We start from the raw sequence: 23,042 nt of genomic DNA on the forward strand, positions 1-23,042 counted from the left end.
CTATGATAAAGTCTTATTTTACTTTATTTGTGTTATAGGACAGTGTCCTATTTGAATATTTTCTTGTAAGGATAAATAATATTGAGTTAGATATCAGAGTATAACTGTATAAAGATAATATATTTTAGAAATTTTTTATAAAATGTTTCCACTCATGTTGTTTTAGACAAATTGAAGCACCCTTGATGTTGGAGGTTGTCTATTTTTCGGATAACGCTGTTTGCTTTTGAGCTTTCGTCTTTTTTTAGAAGAGCTGAAGATTATTTTATGCGGTTTGAAATTTTTTGCTCCTTCATTGATTGCGTTTTTTTCGTTTTATTGTTGCTTGATTAGGGGTGTTTTTACGAGATTTTCCTTTTTGATTTTCCAAAATACCAGTGTCCATGGTTGGTCCCATGTGTGCAAGGTCTGGTTTGGAGAAAAGACTTGGTTGTAATACGCGCTCATGGGTGGATTGTTCGCTATGATGTGTTAAGGGATTTTCCGCGAGTTCTAGTTCTATCTTTTGTAATTGTTTGATTTCATCGCGAAGGCGTGCTGCTTCTTCAAAATTAAGATCAGCAGCTGCTTCATGCATTAATTTTTCGAGGTGTTTAATATGAGATGCTAAATTGTTGCCAACCATATTTTTTTTCTCGATGACATCAGGGATATTTGTACGAATATGGTTGTTTTCATAGCCTGAATTGAGAATATCTCCGATATTTTTTTTGATACTTTTCGGTGTGACATGGTGTTCTTCATTATAGGCTATTTGTTTTTGTCGACGTCTTTGTGTCTCCTGTAAGGCTCGTTTTATGGAACCAGTGATCGTATCTGCATAGAGGATAACACGGCCATCTACGTTACGTGCAGCACGTCCGATTGTTTGTATGAGGGAAGTTTCAGAGCGCAAAAAGCCCTCTTTATCGGCATCTAGAATGGCAACAAAACCACATTCTGGAATATCTAAGCCTTCTCGGAGCAAGTTGATACCGATGAGGACATCAAAGGTGCCAAGCCGAAGATCGCGTAGAATCTCAATGCGTTCTAATGTATCAATGTCAGAATGCATATAGCGTACACGAATACCTTGTTCGTGGAGATATTCCGTTAAATCTTCGGCCATACGCTTTGTGAGAACTGTCACCAATGTACGGTAGCCTTTTTGAATTGTTTTACGAATTTCATTCACAACATCATCGACTTGATTTTTGGCTGGACGAACCTCTGTTGGTGGGTCAACAAGCCCTGTGGGGCGAATAACTTGTTCTGCAAAAGTACCGTGAGATTGTTCTATTTCCCACCGTCCAGGTGTTGCGGAGACAGCAATCGTTTGTGGGCGCATAGCATCCCATTCTTCAAAGCGTAAAGGACGGTTATCCATACAAGAAGGGAGGCGAAAACCATATTCTGCTAAGGTTGCTTTTCTACGAAAGTCACCTCGGTACATGCCACCAATTTGGGGAATGGTTACGTGGCTTTCATCGATAAAAACAAGAGCATTATTTGGAATGTATTCGAACAAGGTTGGTGGTGGTTCTCCGGGTTTTCGTCCCGTTAAAAAGCGTGAATAATTCTCGATTCCAGAGCATGAGCCGGTAGTTTCCAACATTTCTAAATCAAAAATTGTACGTTGTTCTAAACGTTGTGCTTCTAAAAGACGTCCAGCCGCATTTAATTCATCGAGGCGTTGAACGAGTTCCATTTTGATCGATTTCATTGCTTGGTTAAGTGTTGGGCGTGGTGTTACGTAGTGTGAGTTGGCATAAATTTTAATCGATTGAAGATCACCTGTTTTTTGACCCGTTAGAGGATCAAATTCCGTAATTGTTTCCACTTCATCGCCAAAGAGCGAAATACGCCAAGCACGATCTTCGAGGTGGGCAGGGAAAATTTCGATTGTATCCCCTCGTACACGAAAGGAACCACGAACGAAGTTGATATCTTGTCGATAATACTGTTGAGAGACTAAATCAGCCAAGAGTTTTCGTTGATTGAGTTTGTCCCCTTTTTCTATTTCGAAGGTCATGGCCGTATAGGTTTCTACGGAACCAATTCCGTAGATGCAGGAGACAGATGCGACGATAATAACATCATCACGCTCTAAGACAGCGCGTGTTGCAGCATGGCGCATACGGTCGATTTGTTCATTAATTGAGGATTCCTTTTCAATATAAGTGTCTGAGCGTGCAACATAGGCTTCTGGTTGATAATAGTCATAATAGGAAACAAAATATTCGACGGCATTATGGGGAAAAAAACTTTTAAATTCCCCATAAAGCTGCGCTGCTAGAGTTTTATTGGGAGCTAAAATCAGAGCTGGACGCTGTGTTTTTTCAATGATATTGGCCATTGTATAGGTTTTCCCTGAGCCGGTAACACCCAAAAGCACTTGTGTACGTTCATTTTTTTGAATTCCCTCAACCAGAGTTTTAATGGCTTGAGGTTGATCTCCCGCTGGTTTAAAAGATGTTTCGAGTTGAAATGGAATACCACCTTCAGATTTTTCAGGACGAATGGGGCGGTGAGGTGTCCATAATGCACCATTCTTAAAAAGAGGATTACCTGAAGCAATAAGAGCAGAAAGAGCTTCTACTGTTGCAGTAACACCATTTTTCATTGTTGTATCCTTTGATAGAAAAGTGCTGGTGATTTTAAAGAAAATACTAATTTTTACAAATTTATTACGACAACAGCAAAACGTTATTGAACAGATTTATTTTGGTTTATTAGAGCTTTCATTAGGATATTGATCAAGTTTTTTATGAGACAAATTCTTCGAAGTGTTTCTTTGGAAGGAGCATATTTGTGGTTGTTCGTGAACACTATTGCATTTTTGCCATGATGATATTCAAGAGGGCATAAGTTATTATGGCTGTTATGGAGAATAATCGGTACGTTTGGGCATTAAAGACATTGTATATGTGTGATAAAGATCATTTCCATCTTTAAATGAAAGATAACGAGATGACACCCAACCTATTTGAGTGTTATATCGGATATGGCACCAATTTCCTTCACAGTTTTTAACAAAAACTAATTCTCCAGCAGAGATTAAGCCGCAAAGTGCATATTGAGTGCTGGGACCTGTTCTAAAATTAAGATTTCTCGTAACAAAAGCATCTGCTGCCTCTGATATTGTTGTGGCTAAAAAGAAAGAGCCAAACATAAAAAAAATGACGATTTTTTTCATTTTTCTGTAAAGAATTTCTTTAGAGATTTTCTATCCTTCTCTCTTCATATTCTATATAATTTCTTTTACTAGATTATGATAAAACAGAAAAAAATACAATTCTTTCTTCTTTAGGACACTTTAAAGAGAAGAGTGAAGTTTAACGTTTTAAACACCAAAATGAGATGTTTTAATCACTATTTGTGCATGTTTTGTTTCCTTTATTTATTTTTATATGGAAAACAGCGATACTGTACTATATAATAAAAAAGATCGTAGTTTTCGGATTCCAAAAGTAATTTTGGAAGCCGTTTTTTGTATTTTTATTAAACCTTCCGTGTAATAGAAAGGGACGGATTATGGAAAAAGTTCCGATGACTACAGCTGGTTTTGAGAGTCTTAAAGAAGAGTTGCGTTGGCGTCAACAACAGGAGCGTCCGCGAATTATTGAAGCAATTTCTGAGGCGCGTGCGCATGGTGATTTATCTGAAAATGCTGAGTATCATGCAGCTAAAGAAGCGCAAAGTCATAATGAGGGGCGTATAAATGAGCTTGAAGATTATATCGCACGAGCAGAAGTTATAGATGTCTCGCGTCTTTCAGGTGACAAAATAAAATTTGGCGCAACCATTAAACTCTTGGATGAGGACACTGAAGAAAAAAAAGTGTATCAGATCGTAGGAGATCAAGAAGCTGATGTAAAGGTTGGTAAAATCTCTATTTCTTCGCCTATCGCACGTGCACTTATTGGCAAGCAAGAAGGTGATGTGATTGAGGTGAATGCACCAGGTGGTGCGCATAATTACGAGATCATTAAGGTTCAGTACATCTAAATAACATATGGATTATTATGCGTGTATCTTTGGACGAAACTGAAATTATTGCGCCTCACTTTAAAAGGCGTTTGTCGGGAGTAACATCTACGATTATTCAGCTTATTCCACTGCAACGCGAACAGGGTGTGCGTATATCCACTTTGGGGTTTGGTTTACCACGAACTTTGCCAACTCTTGCCTTTAGGGACCTTTTCGGACTTTGGAAAAGTCCGAAAGGGAAGCCGTTTCGTATTTGGCATGCACGACGCAATATTGAGATGCTTTGTGGGATCTTTTTGCGCGATGTTTTGCGAATGAAGCTGAAACTTATCTTCACATCGGCTTCACAACGTCATCATAAGCCTTTTACCAAATGGTTGATTCGCTGTATGGATAGGGTTATCGCTACCAGTACACGTACGGGCGTCTATTTAGAAGTGCCTCATAAGGTTATTATGCATGGGGTGGATGTGAGGCGTTTTACTCCACCACACACTCTTGATGATTGCTTTTCTTCGACAGGATTTCCAGGAAAATATGCGGTAGGATGTTTTGGGCGTCTGCGCTACTCAAAGGGAACAGATTTATTTGTTGATGCCATGATAGCATTATTGCCTGACTATCCTGAATGGACAGCACTTATCGCTGGTCGTACGACAGAGCAATATTATCATTTTGAAAAAGAATTACGCCAAAAGATTGCTAAGGCTGGTCTGGATGATCGCATTATTTTTCTTGGTGAGATTCTGGACATCCCTTTATGGTACCGTCGTTTAACACTTTATGTTGCACCCTCTCGTACAGAAGGTTTCGGTTTAACACCATTAGAAGCAATGGCATCACAGGTTGCGGTTGTAACGAGTGATGCAGGAGCTTATAAAGAATTGGTTGTAGAAGCGACAGGAACAGTTGTAAAAGCAGGAGATGGAGCGGCTTTAACAGCAGCAATTGAACCTTATTTTGCTGATGTAGAAAAAACATTGGCAGCCGGAAAGAAAGCTTTAACCCATGTTCGTACTCACTTTCCTTTGGAAAAGGAGACTGCGGAGATTGGGCGTGTCTACAAAGAACTGTTTGCAGAAAAAACACTTTGATTATTATATCAAAAATCTTTTTGAGGAATGATAAAAGTATTTTTCTTAAAGGTTTTTCATAGTCATTAAGAAAACAGCTCAATGATATAAATGTTATTTTACAAAATTTATATTGTCTTTAGTAGCACGCTATAAAAAGTTCTCAAAATTTTGGATAAAATATTAAAAATGTATACGCTTGAGAGCGATATGTAGTTTATGATAAAGCATACTAGGAGAGAAGAAAGCTACTTTTATTCATTGATATTTTAGAATAAGAAAATAATGCTTTAACTCAAGTCTGGGGATTTATGCACTATCTTATACGGTGTCGTGCTGATATTGTTCGTTTTGTAAGACTTAAATAGATAGCAAAAAAAACGTTTTCTTGTCTTAAAAAGATAATGATGGTATCTCCATGGATAAAATAGTCGTACATATTTTCAATAAATTCATAATAAGATGGATTTAAGATCAATATATATATATATGATTTTTATAGATAATTTACCTTTTCAATTTGAATAAGAGCTTTGAGTACCGTAAGATTTTCTCATGTAAAATCTGTTGATATTAACAATGAGAGCTATCTTCTTGTACATCACAATTGGAAGAAGGCATGTGGTGGATAAAAACTATTGAAGACAGGGTGTAAAGAGATTTCTTATAAATTGTCTGAAATGCAGGCTGTTACGACATTAATAGAAAGAAAATAATATGGTGGTACTAATTTATATCTTATTTTTTGGTACCGACTTGCACCTTATTGTTATTTAAGTAAAAATGATGGTGCCCATTTTATATCTTTCATGAGGGCTGTCGTGAAATGGGGGTGATGAGTATTGTGAGATGTTTTTTTATAAGCTTGTGAGTTCGTAATATAATAGCATTTTATTTTCTATAAGGGTGTAACTCTATTAAAAAGAAAAAACACTTTTATCAGCAAATGTTCATATTTTTGCATGAGAGATTATTTGTAAAAAAGAATGTTCTATGCGTCCACTTTATTTGATAAAGAAGATCAATAAAGGGAAGTTTTATATGTTATGGCTTTGAGAATATCGGTATTTGATTGTTTTTGTTGAATTATTTTTATATCATTGATATGATGTTTTGTATGAAATTTTAGGAAATCTTCAGTAGATTGGGTGAGGAGTGAATATTATGACGCATACTGTTCTCACCTTTTTATCTTGTAAATTTTTTATCATGGTAGCATAAAATATCTCTGCATTAGAATTGTTCACGCCAGAAAGCGGGAATAAAAAGGACGAATATTGTTATGATTTCAAGGCGTCCAGCTAACATTAGAAAACTTAAAATCCATAAAGCATGATCGTTGATTGTAGAGAAATTACCAGTGGGGCCAATAATATCTCCAAAGCCTGGACCAACATTTGAAAGTGCGGTTAAGACCCCCGTAAAGGCAGAGGTAAAGTCAAGACCGGTTGTAAGCAAAAGTGCAGTGCCGATAACAAGGCAAAACATATAAAGACAGACAAAAAATAAAACGGCTTGAGCAACATCATTTGATATATTTGAGTGATCGTAGCGCGCTTTTACAACGACATTAGGAGAAAGAAGTTTTTCTATATTTGTTTGTGTAATACGCCAAAGAATAATGAGGCGATTGATTTTCATGCCACCAGAAGTAGAACCAGCACATCCGCCTGTAAAAGAAACAATAAAGAAAATTCCAAGCGCAAACGGTCCCCAAAGTTGATAATCTTCAGCGCTGTAACCGGTGGTGCTAATAATGGATGAAAGGTGAAAAATGACATCAAGAAAAATCAAGTGGAACGCGCGATGATCATAAAACCGTAGCCATGCCGCTAAAGCAAAGCTGAAAAGGAGAACGATATGGAGAAAAACAATCACTTGTGGGTCAAGGAAGCGTTTGGAGTGTCCAGGAAGGACTAATTTAACATAAAGTACGAAAGGTAAAGCAGAAAGCAACATGAAGATTGTTGAAATAATTAAGATGGCTGGTGTATCAGAAAAATAGCCAAAAGAAGCATCATGCGTTGAAAAACCAGCTGTTGCTACTGTACTCATTGCATGGTTAATGGCATCAAATAAATTCATGCCTGCAGCAAAATAAGAAAGCATACAAGCCAATGTTAACCCAACATAAGCGATGATAATTCCGTTAGCAATTTGGTTGATGCGAGGCAATATTTTTTCAGATTTATCAGATGATTCCATATGAAAAAGTCGCACGCCACCCACACGCAGTGAAGGCAAAATTAAGAGGGCTAAACCGATAAAACCAATGCCCCCAATCCAGCATATAAGAGAACGCCATAATAAAATACTTCGCGATAAATTATCAAGATCAGAAAGGACTGTGGAGCCTGTTGTTGTAATTCCAGAAACAGATTCAAAAATGGCTCCTGCTAGAGAAATGGGAAGAGGAGAAAGATAAAGAGGTAAGGCACCTACGATGCTTCCTGTAAGCCAAAGACAAACAGTGAGCATAAAGCCAAGCCGTGCTGAAAAACGACAAGTAGCTCCCTTAGTTGCTAAAAGAATCAGCGTTGCTAACATGGTAGTTATGGCACAAGAATAGAGAAAACTTATCCAATTACGATTGTTGTCGTGCAAATCCACAAAAATTGGCAAAAGCATTGCTCCTCCCATGATTAAGGCAAAACGTGCACAGACATTGATAATAAATTGAAAAATGATCGTTCCCTATCTTTGTATCTCTTTTTATTATGGTTTTGTGCTCATAAGAAGTTACATTTTTCTCTTTATAGGATAAGGATTAATTCTTAACATTAGCGTGCCTTGATGAATTAGTAATCAGACCTTTTCATAAAACTTGAAAAGAAGTATACATAACATAATTAGGGCTCTTGAAAAATATTTTTTTAAAAGGCTGCATTCCGTTATCATTTATAGAATAATTAATTATAATAAAGTGAAGGGGATTTAATGGTACAATCGCATATTCGTCTGCTGATTATTGGCTCAGGTCCGGCTGGTTATACAGCGGCGATCTATGCAGCAAGAGCAATGCTTAAGCCGGTTTTGGTGACGGGCTTGCAGCAGGGTGGACAATTAACAATTACAACTGATGTTGAGAATTATCCAGGTTTTGCAGATCCCATTCAAGGACCATGGTTGATGGAACAAATGGCGAAACAAGCTGAGAATATGGGGACAAAAATTGTCTATGATACAATTATAAAGGCTGATTTGTTGAAGTATCCTTTTGTCTTATATGGGGATTCAGGAACACAATATTCTTGTGATGCACTGATTATTGCAACAGGAGCTCAAGCGCGCTGGCTTGGTTTAGAAAGTGAACAGACCTTTATGGGCGGAGGTGTTTCCGCTTGTGCTACATGTGATGGCTTTTTTTATCGTGATAAGGACGTTATTGTCGTGGGAGGAGGAAATACGGCTGTTGAAGAAGCACTTTATTTATCGCATTTGGCTAAAAGTGTAAGCGTGGTTCACAGGCGGGGACAGTTTCGGGCAGAAAAAATTTTACAAGATAGGTTGCTGGCTTGTAATAATGTGCGTGTTCTTTGGGATCATGTGGTTGAAGAAATTGTGGGGCTGCCAGCTCAAGATTCAAAGGGCGCTGTTGTAACAGGGGCACGTCTGAAAAATGTTAAGACAGGTCACGAGATGAAAGTGAATGCAGAGGGCATATTTATTGCCATTGGGCATGATCCTGCTGTTTCTCTGTTTGAAGGACAGCTGAAACAAAAACGAGGCGGCTATTTATGGACAGCACCCGACTCAACAGCAACAAGCATTGCTGGTGTTTTTGCTGCTGGGGATGTGACAGATGAAACATTCCGCCAAGCTGTAACAGCTGCGGGAAGAGGATGTATGGCAGCGTTGGAAGCAGAACGGTTTTTGGATATACCCAAGCGTTAGTCACTCATTGAGAACATAGAGAATATAGAGGTAGAATTAATTGTGGCGCCACCGTTGGATTGGGATAAGTTAAGGGTTTTTCACGCTGCAGCAGAAGCGGGATCTTTTACGCATGCTGCTCAAAAACTTCATTTATCTCAATCAGCCGTTTCACGACAGGTTTCGGCTTTAGAACAAGAGGTTGGGGTATCCTTATTTCAACGTCATGCGCGTGGTTTGATTCTTACAGAACAGGGAGAAACTCTTTATCGTACAGCTCATGATGTTTTGATGAAGCTTGAAAGTGTGCGTTTGCAATTAAGTGAAAGCTATGCAAAACCAACGGGGCACTTGCGTGTGACCTCGACCTTTGGAATGGGGGCAGGGTGGATTGCAGAGCGTATGCCAGAATTTCTTAGTCTTTATCCTGATATGCAGGTTCAGCTTTTGCTTTCCGATGAAGAGCTTGATTTGACAATGTGTCATGCGGACTGTGCTGTTCGCTTGCATCAACCCAAACAACCTGATCTTATACAAAGAAAACTCTTTACAATTCATATGCATGTTTATGCTTCGGAAAAGTATATTGCAAATTATGGAAAGCCGGAAAAATTGTCTGATCTCGATGAGCATCGTATTATTTCGTTCGGTGAACCTGTTCCACCTTATTTGTCTGGTTTAAATTGGTTGGAAAAGGCTGGTAGAAGTGATGGATCATTGCGCGTTTCAGTTTTACAAATCAACAATATCATCTCAATAAAGAATGCGCTTATGCGTGATCTTGGGATTGCTGTGCTTCCTGATTATATCGTCAATAATGATGAGCATTTAGTGCGTCTTTTTCCTGATATGGTTGATATTCCTTCTTTTGATACTTTTTTTTGTTATCCTTATAATTTAAAGAATTTGGCAAGGTTAAATGCTTTTCGAGATTATATTTTTTTAAAAGCTCGCCAGTGGTCTTTTTAATATTAATATCTTAATTTATAAGGAATAATTAGCTGTGCGGGTAAATATTTTTGAAAAGAGGGATAAATGTTTTTTATGAATACTAGCAACCATGAGGATTATTATATATTGAAAAATGGACAATCGTGTGATGGTGTAGTTAACATTTTTACTATTTAATTAAAGAGAGTGGTACATGATGGAGACAAATTTAAAGCTATGTGTTTATTGCATAGCAGATACGCTTAAGTCTTTGTTGTGCTTTTCCTTATAAAATGACATAGAATATTATCTCTTGATTATGTTGCCTCCCAGTTTCGTTTTCTTGAGTGTTCCCTTACGAAGATCTATCAGATTGATTTTATCTCTGAGGATTTTCCAAATTTGCCGGACATATGTCCGGCTTTTTTTTAATTTTTGAAAGAGTCCCTAGAAATTGCAATATATGGGAAGATGATAAAGAAAAAATTTCGAAACTGGTGGATATCCAACAATTTTTTAAGAATACTAAAATTCAATGAGGAGTTTGAGAGGGGGTATTCTATTGTACTGTAAAAGTCTGTCTTTTAGGGGCGTGATATAAAATATTTAAAACCTTATACATGAAGTGCTTTTTATTAGAATGTGAGGTGAATATTTAAGGCAGGTCTTGTTCATAAAGCCTATGAAGTAAATCAAGTAGTTATTAAATAGAACTTAAAGGAAACTGGATTGTTTACACAACGATGGGAGGTGGCTTCTTCTTCGTTTTAGGACGAAGAAGAAGCTGAGAAATAGAAGAGATTTTATTGTAAGGGCCTTTGATTATAAGGGCAATTGTGTTTAAAAGTGCTCGGTCTTTTTTAGAGTTATAAATTGAATGGAGAAAGTAGAATAGGCTTGTCATCTCTTATGATAATAGACCGATTCATTTATTTGATAGCTAAATTTTTTTGATCTTTATCTACAGCATCTATTTTTGTGTTTATTCATAGATATTTTTGCTGAATCGATAGATTTAGACCATGACACAGTTTCAGATATTTTCTCGGATATACTAACATTCGGCAAAAAACAATCACAAGAGATGATATTAAAAATTTTAAATTAAACTGTTGCAAAAACGCTGTATACGTATACAAGCTTTTTCAAGTAATTCTTCTGATGTTGCATAAGAAATACGAAAAGCTGATCCAAGTCCAAAAGCAGATCCTTGGACGACAGCAACAGCTTCTGTTTCTAGAAGCGCTATGGCAAAGTCTTCATCATTCGTAATACGTTGACCATTGGGTGTTTTCTTTCCAATAAGTCCGGTGCAAGAAGGATAAACATAAAAAGCACCCTCAGGCGTTGGACAGTGAATGCCAGGAGCTTGATTTAGCATGGAGACAACGAGATCACGGCGTGCTTGAAAAATATTTTTATTTTTAGCAATAAAGTCTTGTGGCCCGTTGAGTGCTTCAACCGCAGCCCATTGTGAAATGACACTTGTTCCAGATGTTTGCTGTCCTTGAATGGTATCCATGGCTTTAATTAATTCTTGTGGTCCGCCTGCATAACCGATTCTCCATCCCGTCATCGCATAGGCTTTAGAAACACCATTCATTGTGAGTGTACGCTCATAAAGCGCTGGTTCTACTTGAGCTGGAGTCACAAAGGTAAAACCCTCATATGTGAGATGTTCATATATATCATCGGAAAGGATATAAACATGAGGATATTTTACTAAAACATCTGTGAGTTTTTTCAATTCATTATGTGTATAAGCGGCACCTGATGGATTTGAAGGAGAGTTAAAGATGAACCATTTGGTTTTGGGGGTAATGGCAGCTTCTAGCTCTTGTGGTTGGAGTTTATAAGAAAATTCGGCTTTTGTTTCTAAAAAGACAGGCGTACCATCGTTGAGTGCGACCATTTCTGGATAACTAACCCAATAAGGGGATGGAATGATGACCTCATCTCCTTTATTCAAAGTTGCCATGAATGCATTAAAGAGAATTTGTTTTCCACCAGTACCAACAATAATTTGTTCTGGTTGATAAAGAAGGTTATTTTCTCTTTTAAACTTTGCAGAAATTGCTTGGCGCAATTCTGGAATTCCAGATATGGGAGGGTATTTTGTTTTTCCCCTTCGAATAGCTTCAATAGCCGCGTTTTTGATGTTGTCTGGGGTATCAAAGTCTGGCTCTCCAGCACTTAAAGCAATAACATTGCGCCCTAATGCTTTTAAATGACGGGCCTTTTGAGAAGCAGCAATTGTTGCAGAAGGTTTGATACGAGACAGTTTGTCGGCAATAAAAGCCATAATTTTAAATCCTTATATTATATCAACAAATGGTTATTGCTTTAAGGATATTCTATAAGAGATTATATTGTATGCAATAAAAAACTTCCAAAATACTCTTACACGGGCTTTATATTCTTCTTTTTTGAGATATTTTACAAGATAATCTCTTCGTAGATTTTATGAAAGTTTTTGAGGAAGTATAAAAGAGGTTTGATGAATTGTGCAAAGGAGATAAACAGTCTTTTATTTTAACAAGGTAAAATAATGCTTTATACAAAATAAAAAATCTTCGTCTCTACAGACGAAGATTTCTAAATAAAATATTGCAGAATTTAAACTTTAAAGTGCTGCAAGGTTACCAGCGGCAAATTTTCCTGAACGACGATCTTGAAGAACATCATAAGAGATTTTTTGCCCTTCATTAAGACTGTTTAGACCTGAACGCTCGACGGCAGAAATGTGTACAAATACATCTGCACTACCATCACTAGGCTGAATGAATCCGAAACCTTTTGTTGTATTAAACCACTTAACTGTTCCTGTAGACATAGGAAACTCCTTAGAATATATAATTATATTGAGCATTGAAGCTTTTATTCCTTCAATACGGTTGTAGATCGAAATTAGGTGGGAGAAGTTTCGTCGAAAGTGCAGATTGCACAGGAAAGAAAGTCACGTAACCGAAAATTCGATGAAACCTCTATAAAAGTTTTTAGAACAAAAAGCAAGTCTTAATCAATTTTTATATAAAGAAAAAATAAGAAAACAGTGTACATTTTGCTAAGTAGAAAAAAATTCAACTAAAATAACTTTGTAGTGAACGTACCTCAAGGTGCCTTTTTTTGAGTGCTTTGATCGCTTCTACGACGGCTTCGGCTCCAGATATTGTTGTATAATAGGGAACATTTTGCATGAGTGCTGCATAACGTAATGATTTTGAGTCTGAGATGGCACTGGCAGTGCTAGTTGTATTAAAAATCAATTGAATTTGGCGATTACGAATAGCATCTTCAATATGGGGGTGTCCCTCTAGAACTTTGTTGATTTTTTTTGCTTCAACGTGGTGTTCGGTGAGAAATTTTTGTGTTCCACTTGTGGCGACAACAGAAAAGCCAAGCTCAGTTAAACGTTTTACAGGATTTAAGATGCGTTTTTTATCTTCATCCCTTACAGAAACGAACAAAGTTCCCTCTTTAGGGAGTTTTACACCAGCTCCAAGTTGGGCTTTAGCAAAAGCAAGCGAAAATTCATAGTCAAGACCCATAACTTCACCGGTTGAGCGCATTTCTGGACCAAGAAGTGTATCAACACCTGAAAAACGAGCAAAAGGAAATACTGCTTCCTTGACAGCAATATGTTGTTTTTTCTGCAAAGAAGGTAATCCACCATAAGCTTGAAGAGCATCATGAAGCGTTTCTCCTGCCATAATACGTGCAGCCATTTTAGCAATAGGGCGACCAATCGTTTTTGCAACAAATGGGACAGTACGTGAAGCACGGGGATTGACTTCTAAGACATAAATGGTGTCATCTTTTATAGCATATTGTACATTCATTAAGCCGCGAACATGAAGTGCTTGTGCTAATGCTTTGGTTTGGCGCTCTAATTCAGTAACTATTTTATTTGAGAGCGTATGGACTGGTAAAGAACATGCTGAATCACCAGAGTGGATACCAGCTTCTTCAATGTGTTCCATAATACCAACGATTAGTGTTTCTTTGCCATCACATAGACAATCGACGTCTACTTCAATTGCTTCTGTTAAATAGGTATCAAAGAGAAGCGGATTTTTACCAAGCAATATATTGATTTGTCCTGTTGTGTCGTTAGGATAACGGACTTTGATATCTTCTGAAATTAATTCGGGGACACTCTCAAGTAAATAATTTTGTAAGCTACGTTCATCACGGATAATTTGCATAGCACGTCCTCCTAAAACATAAGAGGGACGTACAACCAAGGGGAAGCCTAGTTCGTGGGCAATGAGGCGTGCCTGTTCAATGGAGTGGGCAATACCATTTTTAGGTTGTGTTAAATTAAGTTTAAATAACAGTTTTTGAAAGCGATCTCTATCTTCTGCTAAGTCGATAGCGTCAGGTGAAGTACCTAGGATGGGGATGTTGTGTTTTTCTAGAGCGCTTGCCAATTTCAAGGGTGTTTGTCCGCCAAATTGGACGATGACTCCAACCAAATCTCCTTTTTCCTGTTCTGCTTCTAAAATAGCGATAACGTCTTCTGTTGTTAAAGATTCAAAGTAAAGGCGATCAGAGGTATCATAGTCGGTTGAAACTGTTTCAGGATTACAGTTAATCATAATCGCTTCAAATCCTGCATCACGCAGTGCAAAAGCAGCGTGGCAGCAACAGTAATCAAATTCAATACCTTGCCCAATGCGGTTTGGTCCACCGCCTAAAATAGCAATTTTTTTGCGTTCAGAAACGTGTGCTTCCGAGTGCTCTACACCTGCAAAGGGAACTTCATATGTTGAATACATATAGGCTGTAGGAGAAGAAAATTCAGCGGCACAAGTATCAATCCGTTTGAAGACGTGTTTAACATTCAGTGATTTGCGTAAAGCTGCGATATAATCGGGTTCTTTCCCTGTAAGGGAGGCTAATCGCGCATCTGAAAAGCCCATAGCTTTTAACATACGTAAGTTATCTGCGTCTTGGGGTAATCCATGAATGCGGATACGCTGCTCCATTTCAATGATGGAGGCTATTTGTTCTAAAAACCACGGATCAATTTTGCTAATTTGGTGAATCTCATTTAAGGGTAAGCCTGTGCGCATGGCTTGAGCAATATAGCGTAGACGATCAGGGCTTGGTATGGCAATGGCGGAGCGTATAGAACTTTTTTCATCACCTTCAGCATGCTCTGGAATCACAATTTCATCAAGACCCGTAAGCCCTGTTTCAAGTCCACGGAGTGCTTTTTGTAACGATTCTTGAAAAGTGCGTCCAATTGCCATGACTTCTCCTACAGATTTCATCGCAGTTGTGAGGACAGGTGATGAACCGGGAAATTTTTCGAACGCAAAACGAGGAATTTTTGTCACAATATAGTCAATAGAAGGCTCAAATGATGCTGGTGTTGCACCACCCGTGATATCATTTTTTAATTCATCAAGTGTATAACCAACAGCCAGTTTAGCCGCTACTTTAGCAATGGGAAACCCCGTTGCTTTTGAGGCAAGCGCTGAAGAGCGAGAAACACGCGGATTCATTTCAATAACAATGAGGCGCCCATTTTCAGGATTGACAGCAAACTGTACATTGGATCCCCCCGTTTCAACACCAATTTCACGCAAAACAGCAATCGAATCATTACGCATACATTGATATTCTTTATCGGTTAAGGTGAGAGCAGGTGCTACAGTGATCGAATCACCGGTATGAATCCCCATCGGATCAATGTTTTCAATAGAACAAACGATGATACAATTGTCGTTCTTATCACGAACAACTTCCATCTCATATTCTTTCCACCCTAAAACACTTTCTTCAATTAATACTTCTGTTGTTGGTGAAGCTTCAAGCCCACGTTCAATAATTTCATAGAATTCAGAGCGGTTATAAGCAATTCCACCACCAGTTCCACCAAGGGTAAATGAAGGACGAATAATAGCTGGAAGCCCGACAACATCAAGAGCTTGAACTGCTTTTGCTGTTGCATGGGCGATATAATGTTGTTTGCGATCAGCTTCGGTATGTCGCCAGTTGCGCTCAAGTTCTTCGAGTGCTTTGTCAAGCGCAGCACCAGAAAGCTTGGCTTTAAGTTCAGCACACGTTTTTGCGTGTTGTTGGCGATTTTCTTCTTTCAGTTCTGTTGCATTGGCTAACATAGAGCGTGGCGTTTCCAAACCGATTTTTGCCATCGCTTGGCGGAATAAAGCACGATCTTCAGCTTTATCAATAGCATCAGCATTGGCTCCTATCATTTCAACATGATAGCGGTCTAAAATACCCATACGCTTTAATGATAAAGCAGTATTGAGGGCTGTTTGTCCTCCCATAGTGGGTAAAAGGGCATCGGGACGCTCGTGGGCAATAATTTTGGCAACTATTTCAGGAGTAATGGGCTCTATATAAGTTGCATCAGCTAGATCTGGATCTGTCATAATCGTGGCAGGATTAGAATTTACCAAAATAATTCGGTAACCTTCTTCTTTTAATGCTTTACAGGCTTGAGTGCCTGAATAATCAAATTCACATGCCTGACCAATGATAATAGGTCCTGCTCCGATGATAAGAATAGATTTTATATCTGTGCGTTTGGGCATGACTTTTTCCTATGACAAATATCTATGTGCGATTGTTGCGGGCAAAATATTTCAGTTCTGAGGCTACAATCATTTTATAAGTTAAGTGACAAAGAAAGTAAGCATTAAAATACCTTTTCCATGCTTTTTTTCATAAAATTGAAGATAAATTTCTTTTTTGAGTTGAGTCATCTCATCAGTCTATCAAAAGTATGACCTTTGATAAAAAAATAATAACAGTGCTCCAACAAATTAGAATATTCAAGCATACGTGGAGCATAAAAAGCCAGAACATCTTTCCAATCCATTGCCGGCATATTTTGTGTTTTATGACGTTTTTTGCTTAAGAGAGCACGCGCTTTTTCTGTTGCTTGTAAAACATAAGCCATTATTTATGGTTCGATGGGATTTCGTAAAATGAAATGGGAAGCTTATCGTGTTTTTCCGTAAAATACTGCCGTTTAGAGCTGTGATATAAGGTATGAAAATTTACCACATTAAGGTGTTTTTTGTTAGAGTGTATGATAGAATTCAGGACAGGATTTGTCTGTAGAGAGCTTATGAAATAAACCATATAAAATGGTTTCAGTTGGAATCTGTTATATAAAAAGCAAGATTGTTGATAGATCGGCTCTGGTCGAAGTTTCTGTTTTAGGGTAGGAAGACAGTCAATCTATGTATCTTTCCATTTCATAAAAGGGTGAGAGTGTATTTTAATACAATGGCTAAGGATATAATTTCAGAATGATTTTGTTTGTTTTTAAAAGATAGTGAATACTCTCCTTTTACTTTATTGATGATGTTCAAGACTTATTTAAAATATAAAGAAGGCTAAAATGCTGAACATTTCCCAAACAAGAGTATTCTGTTTGAAAGATGTATCAATAGGAAAGCTTTTGGTGGCTAGGTCTCAAAAAGGGATTTGTCATATAGCGTTAGGAGACACTATAGAGCAATTATTACAGGAGTTTACGATACGCTTTGGTGATGCACAACAAGTTGTAGGTGACAATACATTTAAGAGAGAAGTTGCCCATATTATAGCCATGATAGAAACACCTAAGCTGGTAAAAAAATATAATTTTCCCTTAGATATAAATGGTACAGTTTTTCAACGACAAGTATGGGCAGTATTATGTGATATACCATGTGGTGAAACAATTTCCTATGAGATCTTAGCGTGCCGTATTGGTATGCCGAAAGCTTTTCGTGCCGTTGCTAATGCCTGTGCACGTAACGAATTGGCTGTTATCATTCCTTGTCATCGTGTTGTGCGTAAAAATGGTTTTATTTCAGGGTATCGTTGGGGGGACAAACGGAAACAGATTTTACTACAACGAGAACAAAATGGAGAAATTTAACTTTGTGTGATGGGCATTATAATCGTTACAGTTGTTCCTTTCATTTCTTTTGAAGTAATTTCAAGTTTTCCTTTGTGGAGTTCTAGCAAGGAGCGTGAAATGGCTAAGCCAAGACCTGAGCCCGTATGAGATTTAGTAAGCTGATTTTCAACTTGTTCAAAAGGTTGCCCAAGTTTTTTAATTGCTGATTGGGGAATACCAACACCTGTATCTGTAATTTTAAAAATAAGATTATTTTTTTTCTTGAAAGCGCAGACATCAATATTTCCACCAGAAGGCGTAAATTTAACGGCATTAGAGATGAGATTAAGGAAAATCTGTTTCATTGCACGACCATCAACTTCAGCATGAAGTTCTGGGGTAATGTTTGTTGTAACAACAATATTTTTTTCTTGAGCTTGAGGCGTTAATGTTCGTACTGCTTCACTAATGATGGGCTCAAGATCGGTATTTTTACAATCAAGCGTAAATCTTCCTGCTTCGATTTTTGACATATCAAGGATGTCATTGATAAGGGTTAGAAGATGGGTTCCTGAATTGTAAATATCATGCATATATTCCTTATAGCGTTGTGAACCAAGAGGACCAAAAGTTGATTGCAACATGATGTCTGAAAAACCAAGAATAGCATTCAGAGGCGTGCGCAATTCATGAGACATATTGGCTAAAAATTCTGATTTAGCCTTATTAGCACTTTCGGCGCGTTCTTTTTCTGCTTTCAAACTTTTATTAAGTTTTTCAACTTCTGTTGCGCGTTGTTGAGCACTCCCTCGCGCGCGCTTGAGTTCTTGAATGAAAGAAAAAAGACGCCTTTCACTGTCTTCAAATTTTTCCTGTTGTTGTTTAAGCTCAGAAATATCAGTACCAATACAAACCAATCCTCCATCTTGGGTTCGTCGTTCGTTAATTTTGAGCCAACAACCATCTGCCGTTTGGCGAATACTGGTTAAGTTACCAGTACCATCATCTTTAAGGGGATATTCACTGAGTGCAGGGCGTGCCATGGCTTCGACGGTTGCACGTTGGATACCTGATTGTAGAATTTGTTTAGGAATAGCGGCATATTCGCAAAATTTGCTGTTGGACATGACTAAACGTCCTTCAGCATCCCACAAGACGAAAGATTCTGAAATGTTTTCAATCGCATCACGGATACGAAGGTCGGCTTGCGCCGTTTGTTCAGCCAATTGTTGCTGTTCACTAATATCGAAGGAAATACCAACCAAATGGGGTTCTTCTTCTTCAGTCACTTCGGCACGAATGCGCATCCATACATAATGACCATCAGCATGACGCATAGGAACGTTAATATCGATATGCTTTTTTTTACCGCTCATTAATTCCTGAGCAAGGTCAAAAAAATTCGCATCATTTGGATTGATAATGGCGCTAATTTGGGAAATTGAGAGCAATGCATCTTGAGGGACATAGCCGAGCATTTCGTACATTGCTCGTGACCAGTAGACGCGTCCACTTGCCATATTCCAATCCCATAGTCCACAGCGTCCACGCATCATTGCCATATCAATACGGTTTTGAATTTTTTCTGAAACAAGATCTGTTTTGCGTGCTCGTACAATTTGGTTATAATAAGCATAAAGAAGAGCGAGGATAACGCCACTAGTTCCAATGAACATGGTTATATTTAACGAGAGAGCTTTCCGCCATTCCATGTAAATATGTTGCATTTTTTTACTGATGAATACCCCATATTGTCCATTTTCTGTTTGCTGAAAGGAAGCAAGAGCAGGAATATCTTTTCCTATTGTAATTTTCATGATTCCAGCATGTTTTCCTAGAGCTTGTAAAGTAATGCTTTCAGAGGTAAAATCCTGTAAGGGTTTTCCTAAGACAATCTCGGAACTTGATGAAGCTAGGACATTGCCTTTTTGATCGACAATAGCAATAACAGCGCTGGTTTTTATAAAACCTTTGTTACGAAAATTGGTTAGGATATTTTGTAAATGATTATGAGAAAGAGCAGCAGCTTTTCCTTGTCGAGTGGCGGCAAGTAAGTCACGGTCGATTGTATTGGTAATATGAGAAGCTAAGAGAGTGATGGTAGAATGCGTGTTTTTATCAATTGTGTTGCGCCAATCATAGATTGATAGGAAACGGATTGCTGCTAGTATAACAAGAAATGCAAGAATTACAAATGGGAGTGAACGTCGCAGCCAAGATTCAATAAAAAGAAGTTTTTTATAGGCAGAACCAGAAAATAGATTGGTACGCTCTGTCCGCTTCTTGCGACTTTGAGCGCTTGATTTTGAATCAGCATACACCTCCCTTGGCGCATTATATGCGTCCAATTTAGCCATCTCGCGTTCCTTTAATTCTGGAATAATGTGATTTAAAAACTGCTTCGATATTCATAGTAACCCCATCGAGTGCAATGAATCAAAACAGGAGTCTTCTGTCCAGTCTTTTTTTTAAAAAAAATAATTTTACTTTTATGATTTTGGAATATGAAAAGAAAAAAGTACTTTAAACGTGATCTATAAACAGGCTTAGATTGCCTGTTTATAGATTTAATGATGATCGAATAGTTTATAGAATTTATTTTAAAAAATATTATAGCATATTGATTTAAAATATTTTTTTGTTTCAAGTGAGCAGACGGTTGATGATATCAGCAACATCGCTTGATAATTTTGGCGCAGCAGCAATCATTTTTAATTCAGTTTCAAGTTTTTGTTGTCGAATAGGTTCTAATTGTCGCCAAGAGCGCATCATTGTTAATAATCGTGAAGCAAGCTGTGGATTTTTTTTGTCAATTTCCAAAATGACTTGGCAAAGAAAATGATAAGACGCTCCATCCATCCTATTAAAGCCCGTGAGATTGTTAGAGGCAAAAACACCGATTAGGGAACGTACACGATTAGGATTATCTTGTGAAAAAAGCGGATGTTGCATGAGCTTTTGAACATTCTCGAGTGTTGATGTGCCAGCAACCATTGCTTGAATAGAAAACCATTTATCCATGACCAAAGGGTCATGCTGATAGCGGTTTTCAAAATCATTTAAGGCATTTTGTGCCTGCTCACTTTCATTAAAACGCTTCACGAGAACAGCGATACTCGCCATACGGTCAGTCATATTATCAGCTGTTGCATACTGTATAGCAGCTCGATTTGGATTGGCTTCAGCAATGGAAAGGTAATCCAGTATGATATTCTTTAATGCTCGCTTTCCAGCTTGTGCTGTGTTTGGTGAATAGGGCTCTTGGGTTTGCATTTGTCCATAGAATTTTGTTAAGAGCTCTTGATGAGTTTGTGCAAGTGAAGCTAAAAACTGATGGCGGACATAATGAATACGATCTGGATCAATATTTTTACCGATTGTATGAGCAAGCTCAACTTCACTAGGTAAATTTAAACAGAAGGCACGAAATTCAGGCTCTAAGGTTTCATCTGTTATGATCGTTTCAATCAGCTTTAGCAAAGCAGAAGGGAGTGTTGCTTTTTCTTGTGTTTTATCTTGAATGCTGTGAATCAAAGCTTGCGTCATTAAATGATTAAGAGATTGCCAGCGATTGATGTGATTGTCATCATGTTGTGCAAGAAAAATAAGTTCTCTTTCATTGAATGGAGTGTGTAGAATGATTGGTGCTGAAAAGTCTCGCAGCAGTGATAAAACGGGTTTTTCATGCAGTCCCTTTAATGTAAACGTTTGGCTTTCCTTGGATAAAAGCATAACATTTGATTGAATATCTGTATCTGCTTCATAGGTGAGGTTTTCTCCGTTAGATCCTAACAAGCCAAATACGATAGGGATAAGCATAGGCTTTTTTGTATTTTGTTGTGGGGTTGCGGGAATATGTTGCTTTGTATGAATTGTTAAAACACCATCGCTATAATGACTATCGATTTCTACATTGGGTGTTCCTGCTTGTTCATACCATAGCATGAATTGGGAGAAGTCTTGACCAGACACTTCAGCAAAACAGGTAATAAAATCTTCAATTGTACAAGCTTGTCCATCATGACGTTGAAAATAAAGATCAGTGCCTTTACGAAACAGAGTAGGACCTAAAATAGTTCGTATCATGCGAACAACTTCAGCACCTTTTTCATAAACAGTTGTGGTGTAAAAATTATTAATTTGGCTATATTGACGAGGACGTACAGGATGCGCAAGAGGTCCTGCGTCTTCTGCAAATTGCGTCGCTTTTAATGCTTTTACATTTTCAATTCGCTGTAGGCTGCGTACATTTTGATCTGATGAAAATTCCTGATCACGATAAACAGTGAATCCTTCTTTTAAACAGAGTTGAAACCAATCGCGACAGGTAACACGATTACCGCTCCAATTATGGAAATATTCATGTGCAATGACACGTTCAACATTTCTATAATCCTGATCGGTTGCTGTTTCAGGATCGACAAGAACATATTTATCATTAAAAACGTTAAGGCCTTTGTTTTCCATTGCTCCCATGTTAAAGTCGGACACAGCAACAATATTGAAAACATCAAGATCATATTCGCGTCCGAAACATTGTTCATCCCAACGCATGGAACGTTTAAGAGCATCCATTGCATAGGTTGCGCGTTCGGTTTTTCCTTTTTCTACATAGATACCAAGCTCGATACGTCGTCCAGATACAGTTGTAAAATGGTCTTCTAACTTATCAAGATCTCCACCTACTAAAGCAAAGAGATAAGATGGTTTGGGATAAGGATCTTCCCAAATGGCAAAATGGCGATTATTCTCTAAAGTTCCTGTTTCCACCAGATTACCATTTGAAAGCAAGATTGGGATTGTTTGGGTATCTGCTTCAATTTTCACTCTATAGGTAGAAAGAACATCTGGGCGGTCGTAAAAATAAGTAATACGACGAAAACCTTCCGATTCGCATTGTGAGCAATAAACACCATTTGAAAGATAAAGCCCCATAAGTTGGCGGTTGCTTTCAGGATTCAGTTCCGTAACCAATTTCAATGTAAAAGGAGCCGTTGGTGGCGTTGTAATTTCTAAACGTGAAGGCGTCACTTTATAAGTGTTTGGGGCTAATATCTCATCATTAATAGAAACAGAAATTAAAGTAAGATCATCACCAGAAAGAACAAGAGGTGCTAATTCTTTTGTATCGTGACGGGATTCAATAGACAATATGGCTGTAACATAGGTTTTTGTCGGTGCTAATTGGAAAGAAAGTTGTGTTTTAGGGATAACGTAAGGGGTTGGTTGGTAGTCTTCCAAACGATAAATAGATATTATTGGCTGTTTCATAGTTTTTTCCCATTTGTATTTTAAGAGTTAAAGAAGGGTGTGTTAATTTTAGAAGCAAT

14 protein-coding genes are annotated in these 23,042 nt (G+C 37.8%); 5 read left to right on the forward strand and 9 right to left on the reverse strand.

The annotated features are described in order from the left end of the window. Positions 1-292: 292 nt before the first annotated feature. Both uvrB and ACFIL2_RS08185 read right to left on the reverse strand, forming a co-directional pair. Positions 293-2,602, reverse strand: a complete 2,310-nt coding sequence (gene uvrB / locus ACFIL2_RS08180; RefSeq protein WP_375680256.1) for an excinuclease ABC subunit UvrB — start codon at positions 2,600-2,602, stop codon at positions 293-295. A gap of 258 nt (positions 2,603-2,860) precedes the next feature. Further along, positions 2,861-3,175: an SH3 domain-containing protein gene (locus ACFIL2_RS08185; RefSeq protein WP_375612971.1), complete on the reverse strand. Its 315-nt coding sequence runs from the start codon at positions 3,173-3,175 to the stop codon at positions 2,861-2,863. Between the two features lie 338 nt (positions 3,176-3,513). Between ACFIL2_RS08185 and greA the strand changes: the two genes are divergently transcribed. Both greA and ACFIL2_RS08195 read left to right on the forward strand, forming a co-directional pair. After that, positions 3,514-3,987 carry a transcription elongation factor GreA gene (gene greA, locus ACFIL2_RS08190; RefSeq protein ID WP_007347010.1) on the forward strand — a complete coding sequence of 158 codons (474 nt, stop codon included), beginning with the start codon at positions 3,514-3,516 and terminating at the stop codon, positions 3,985-3,987. Positions 3,988-4,004: 17 nt separating this feature from the next. Next, a complete protein-coding gene (locus ACFIL2_RS08195) occupies positions 4,005-5,063 on the forward strand; it encodes a glycosyltransferase family 4 protein (RefSeq protein ID WP_375680257.1) in 1,059 nt (352 codons plus the stop codon). Between the two features lie 1,212 nt (positions 5,064-6,275). Here ACFIL2_RS08195 and ACFIL2_RS08200 read toward each other — a convergent pair. Further along, positions 6,276-7,670 carry a TrkH family potassium uptake protein gene (locus ACFIL2_RS08200; protein ID WP_375631664.1) on the reverse strand — a complete coding sequence of 465 codons (1,395 nt, stop codon included), beginning with the start codon at positions 7,668-7,670 and terminating at the stop codon, positions 6,276-6,278. A gap of 309 nt (positions 7,671-7,979) precedes the next feature. Here ACFIL2_RS08200 and trxB point away from each other — a divergent pair, with 309 nt between their 5' ends. Further along, positions 7,980-8,936: a thioredoxin-disulfide reductase gene (gene trxB / locus ACFIL2_RS08205; protein WP_375680258.1), complete on the forward strand. Its 957-nt coding sequence runs from the start codon at positions 7,980-7,982 to the stop codon at positions 8,934-8,936. A 42-nt stretch (positions 8,937-8,978) separates the two neighbouring features. Then, complete coding sequence (locus ACFIL2_RS08210; RefSeq protein WP_273791217.1) at positions 8,979-9,884, forward strand: LysR family transcriptional regulator; 906 nt, start codon at positions 8,979-8,981, stop codon at positions 9,882-9,884. Positions 9,885-10,944: 1,060 nt separating this feature from the next. Here ACFIL2_RS08210 and ACFIL2_RS08215 read toward each other — a convergent pair. The 4 genes from ACFIL2_RS08215 to ACFIL2_RS08230 form a co-directional block, all read right to left on the reverse strand. Next, positions 10,945-12,147 carry a pyridoxal phosphate-dependent aminotransferase gene (locus ACFIL2_RS08215; RefSeq protein ID WP_375634192.1) on the reverse strand — a complete coding sequence of 401 codons (1,203 nt, stop codon included), beginning with the start codon at positions 12,145-12,147 and terminating at the stop codon, positions 10,945-10,947. Positions 12,148-12,468: 321 nt separating this feature from the next. Beyond that, positions 12,469-12,678 (reverse strand): cold-shock protein, encoded by a 210-nt coding sequence (locus ACFIL2_RS08220; RefSeq protein ID WP_012754908.1) that lies wholly within the window; start codon positions 12,676-12,678, stop codon positions 12,469-12,471. Positions 12,679-12,925: 247 nt separating this feature from the next. Beyond that, entirely contained in the window at positions 12,926-16,411 is a 3,486-nt protein-coding gene (gene carB / locus ACFIL2_RS08225; RefSeq protein ID WP_375680259.1) for a carbamoyl-phosphate synthase large subunit, read from the reverse strand. Positions 16,412-16,578: 167 nt separating this feature from the next. Continuing rightward, positions 16,579-16,779, reverse strand: a complete 201-nt coding sequence (locus ACFIL2_RS08230) for a hypothetical protein (RefSeq protein WP_375634312.1) — start codon at positions 16,777-16,779, stop codon at positions 16,579-16,581. Positions 16,780-17,226: 447 nt separating this feature from the next. On the opposite strand from ACFIL2_RS08230, the gene ACFIL2_RS08235 reads away from it, so the two are divergent. After that, positions 17,227-17,751 (forward strand): methylated-DNA--[protein]-cysteine S-methyltransferase, encoded by a 525-nt coding sequence (locus ACFIL2_RS08235; RefSeq protein ID WP_375620707.1) that lies wholly within the window; start codon positions 17,227-17,229, stop codon positions 17,749-17,751. Here ACFIL2_RS08235 and ACFIL2_RS08240 read toward each other — a convergent pair. Together ACFIL2_RS08240 and pepN are read right to left on the reverse strand one after the other, a co-directional pair. After that, positions 17,748-20,069: an ATP-binding protein gene (locus ACFIL2_RS08240; protein WP_375640565.1), complete on the reverse strand. Its 2,322-nt coding sequence runs from the start codon at positions 20,067-20,069 to the stop codon at positions 17,748-17,750. The two genes, ACFIL2_RS08235 and ACFIL2_RS08240, sit on opposite strands and share 4 nt — an antisense overlap. A 286-nt stretch (positions 20,070-20,355) precedes the next feature. After that, entirely contained in the window at positions 20,356-22,983 is a 2,628-nt protein-coding gene (gene pepN, locus ACFIL2_RS08245; protein ID WP_375680260.1) for an aminopeptidase N, read from the reverse strand. Between the last annotated feature and the right edge of the window lie 59 nt (positions 22,984-23,042).

The sequence above is a fragment of the Bartonella sp. AP30XZML genome (genome assembly GCF_042195945.1).
GTDB lineage: Bacteria > Pseudomonadota > Alphaproteobacteria > Rhizobiales > Rhizobiaceae > Bartonella.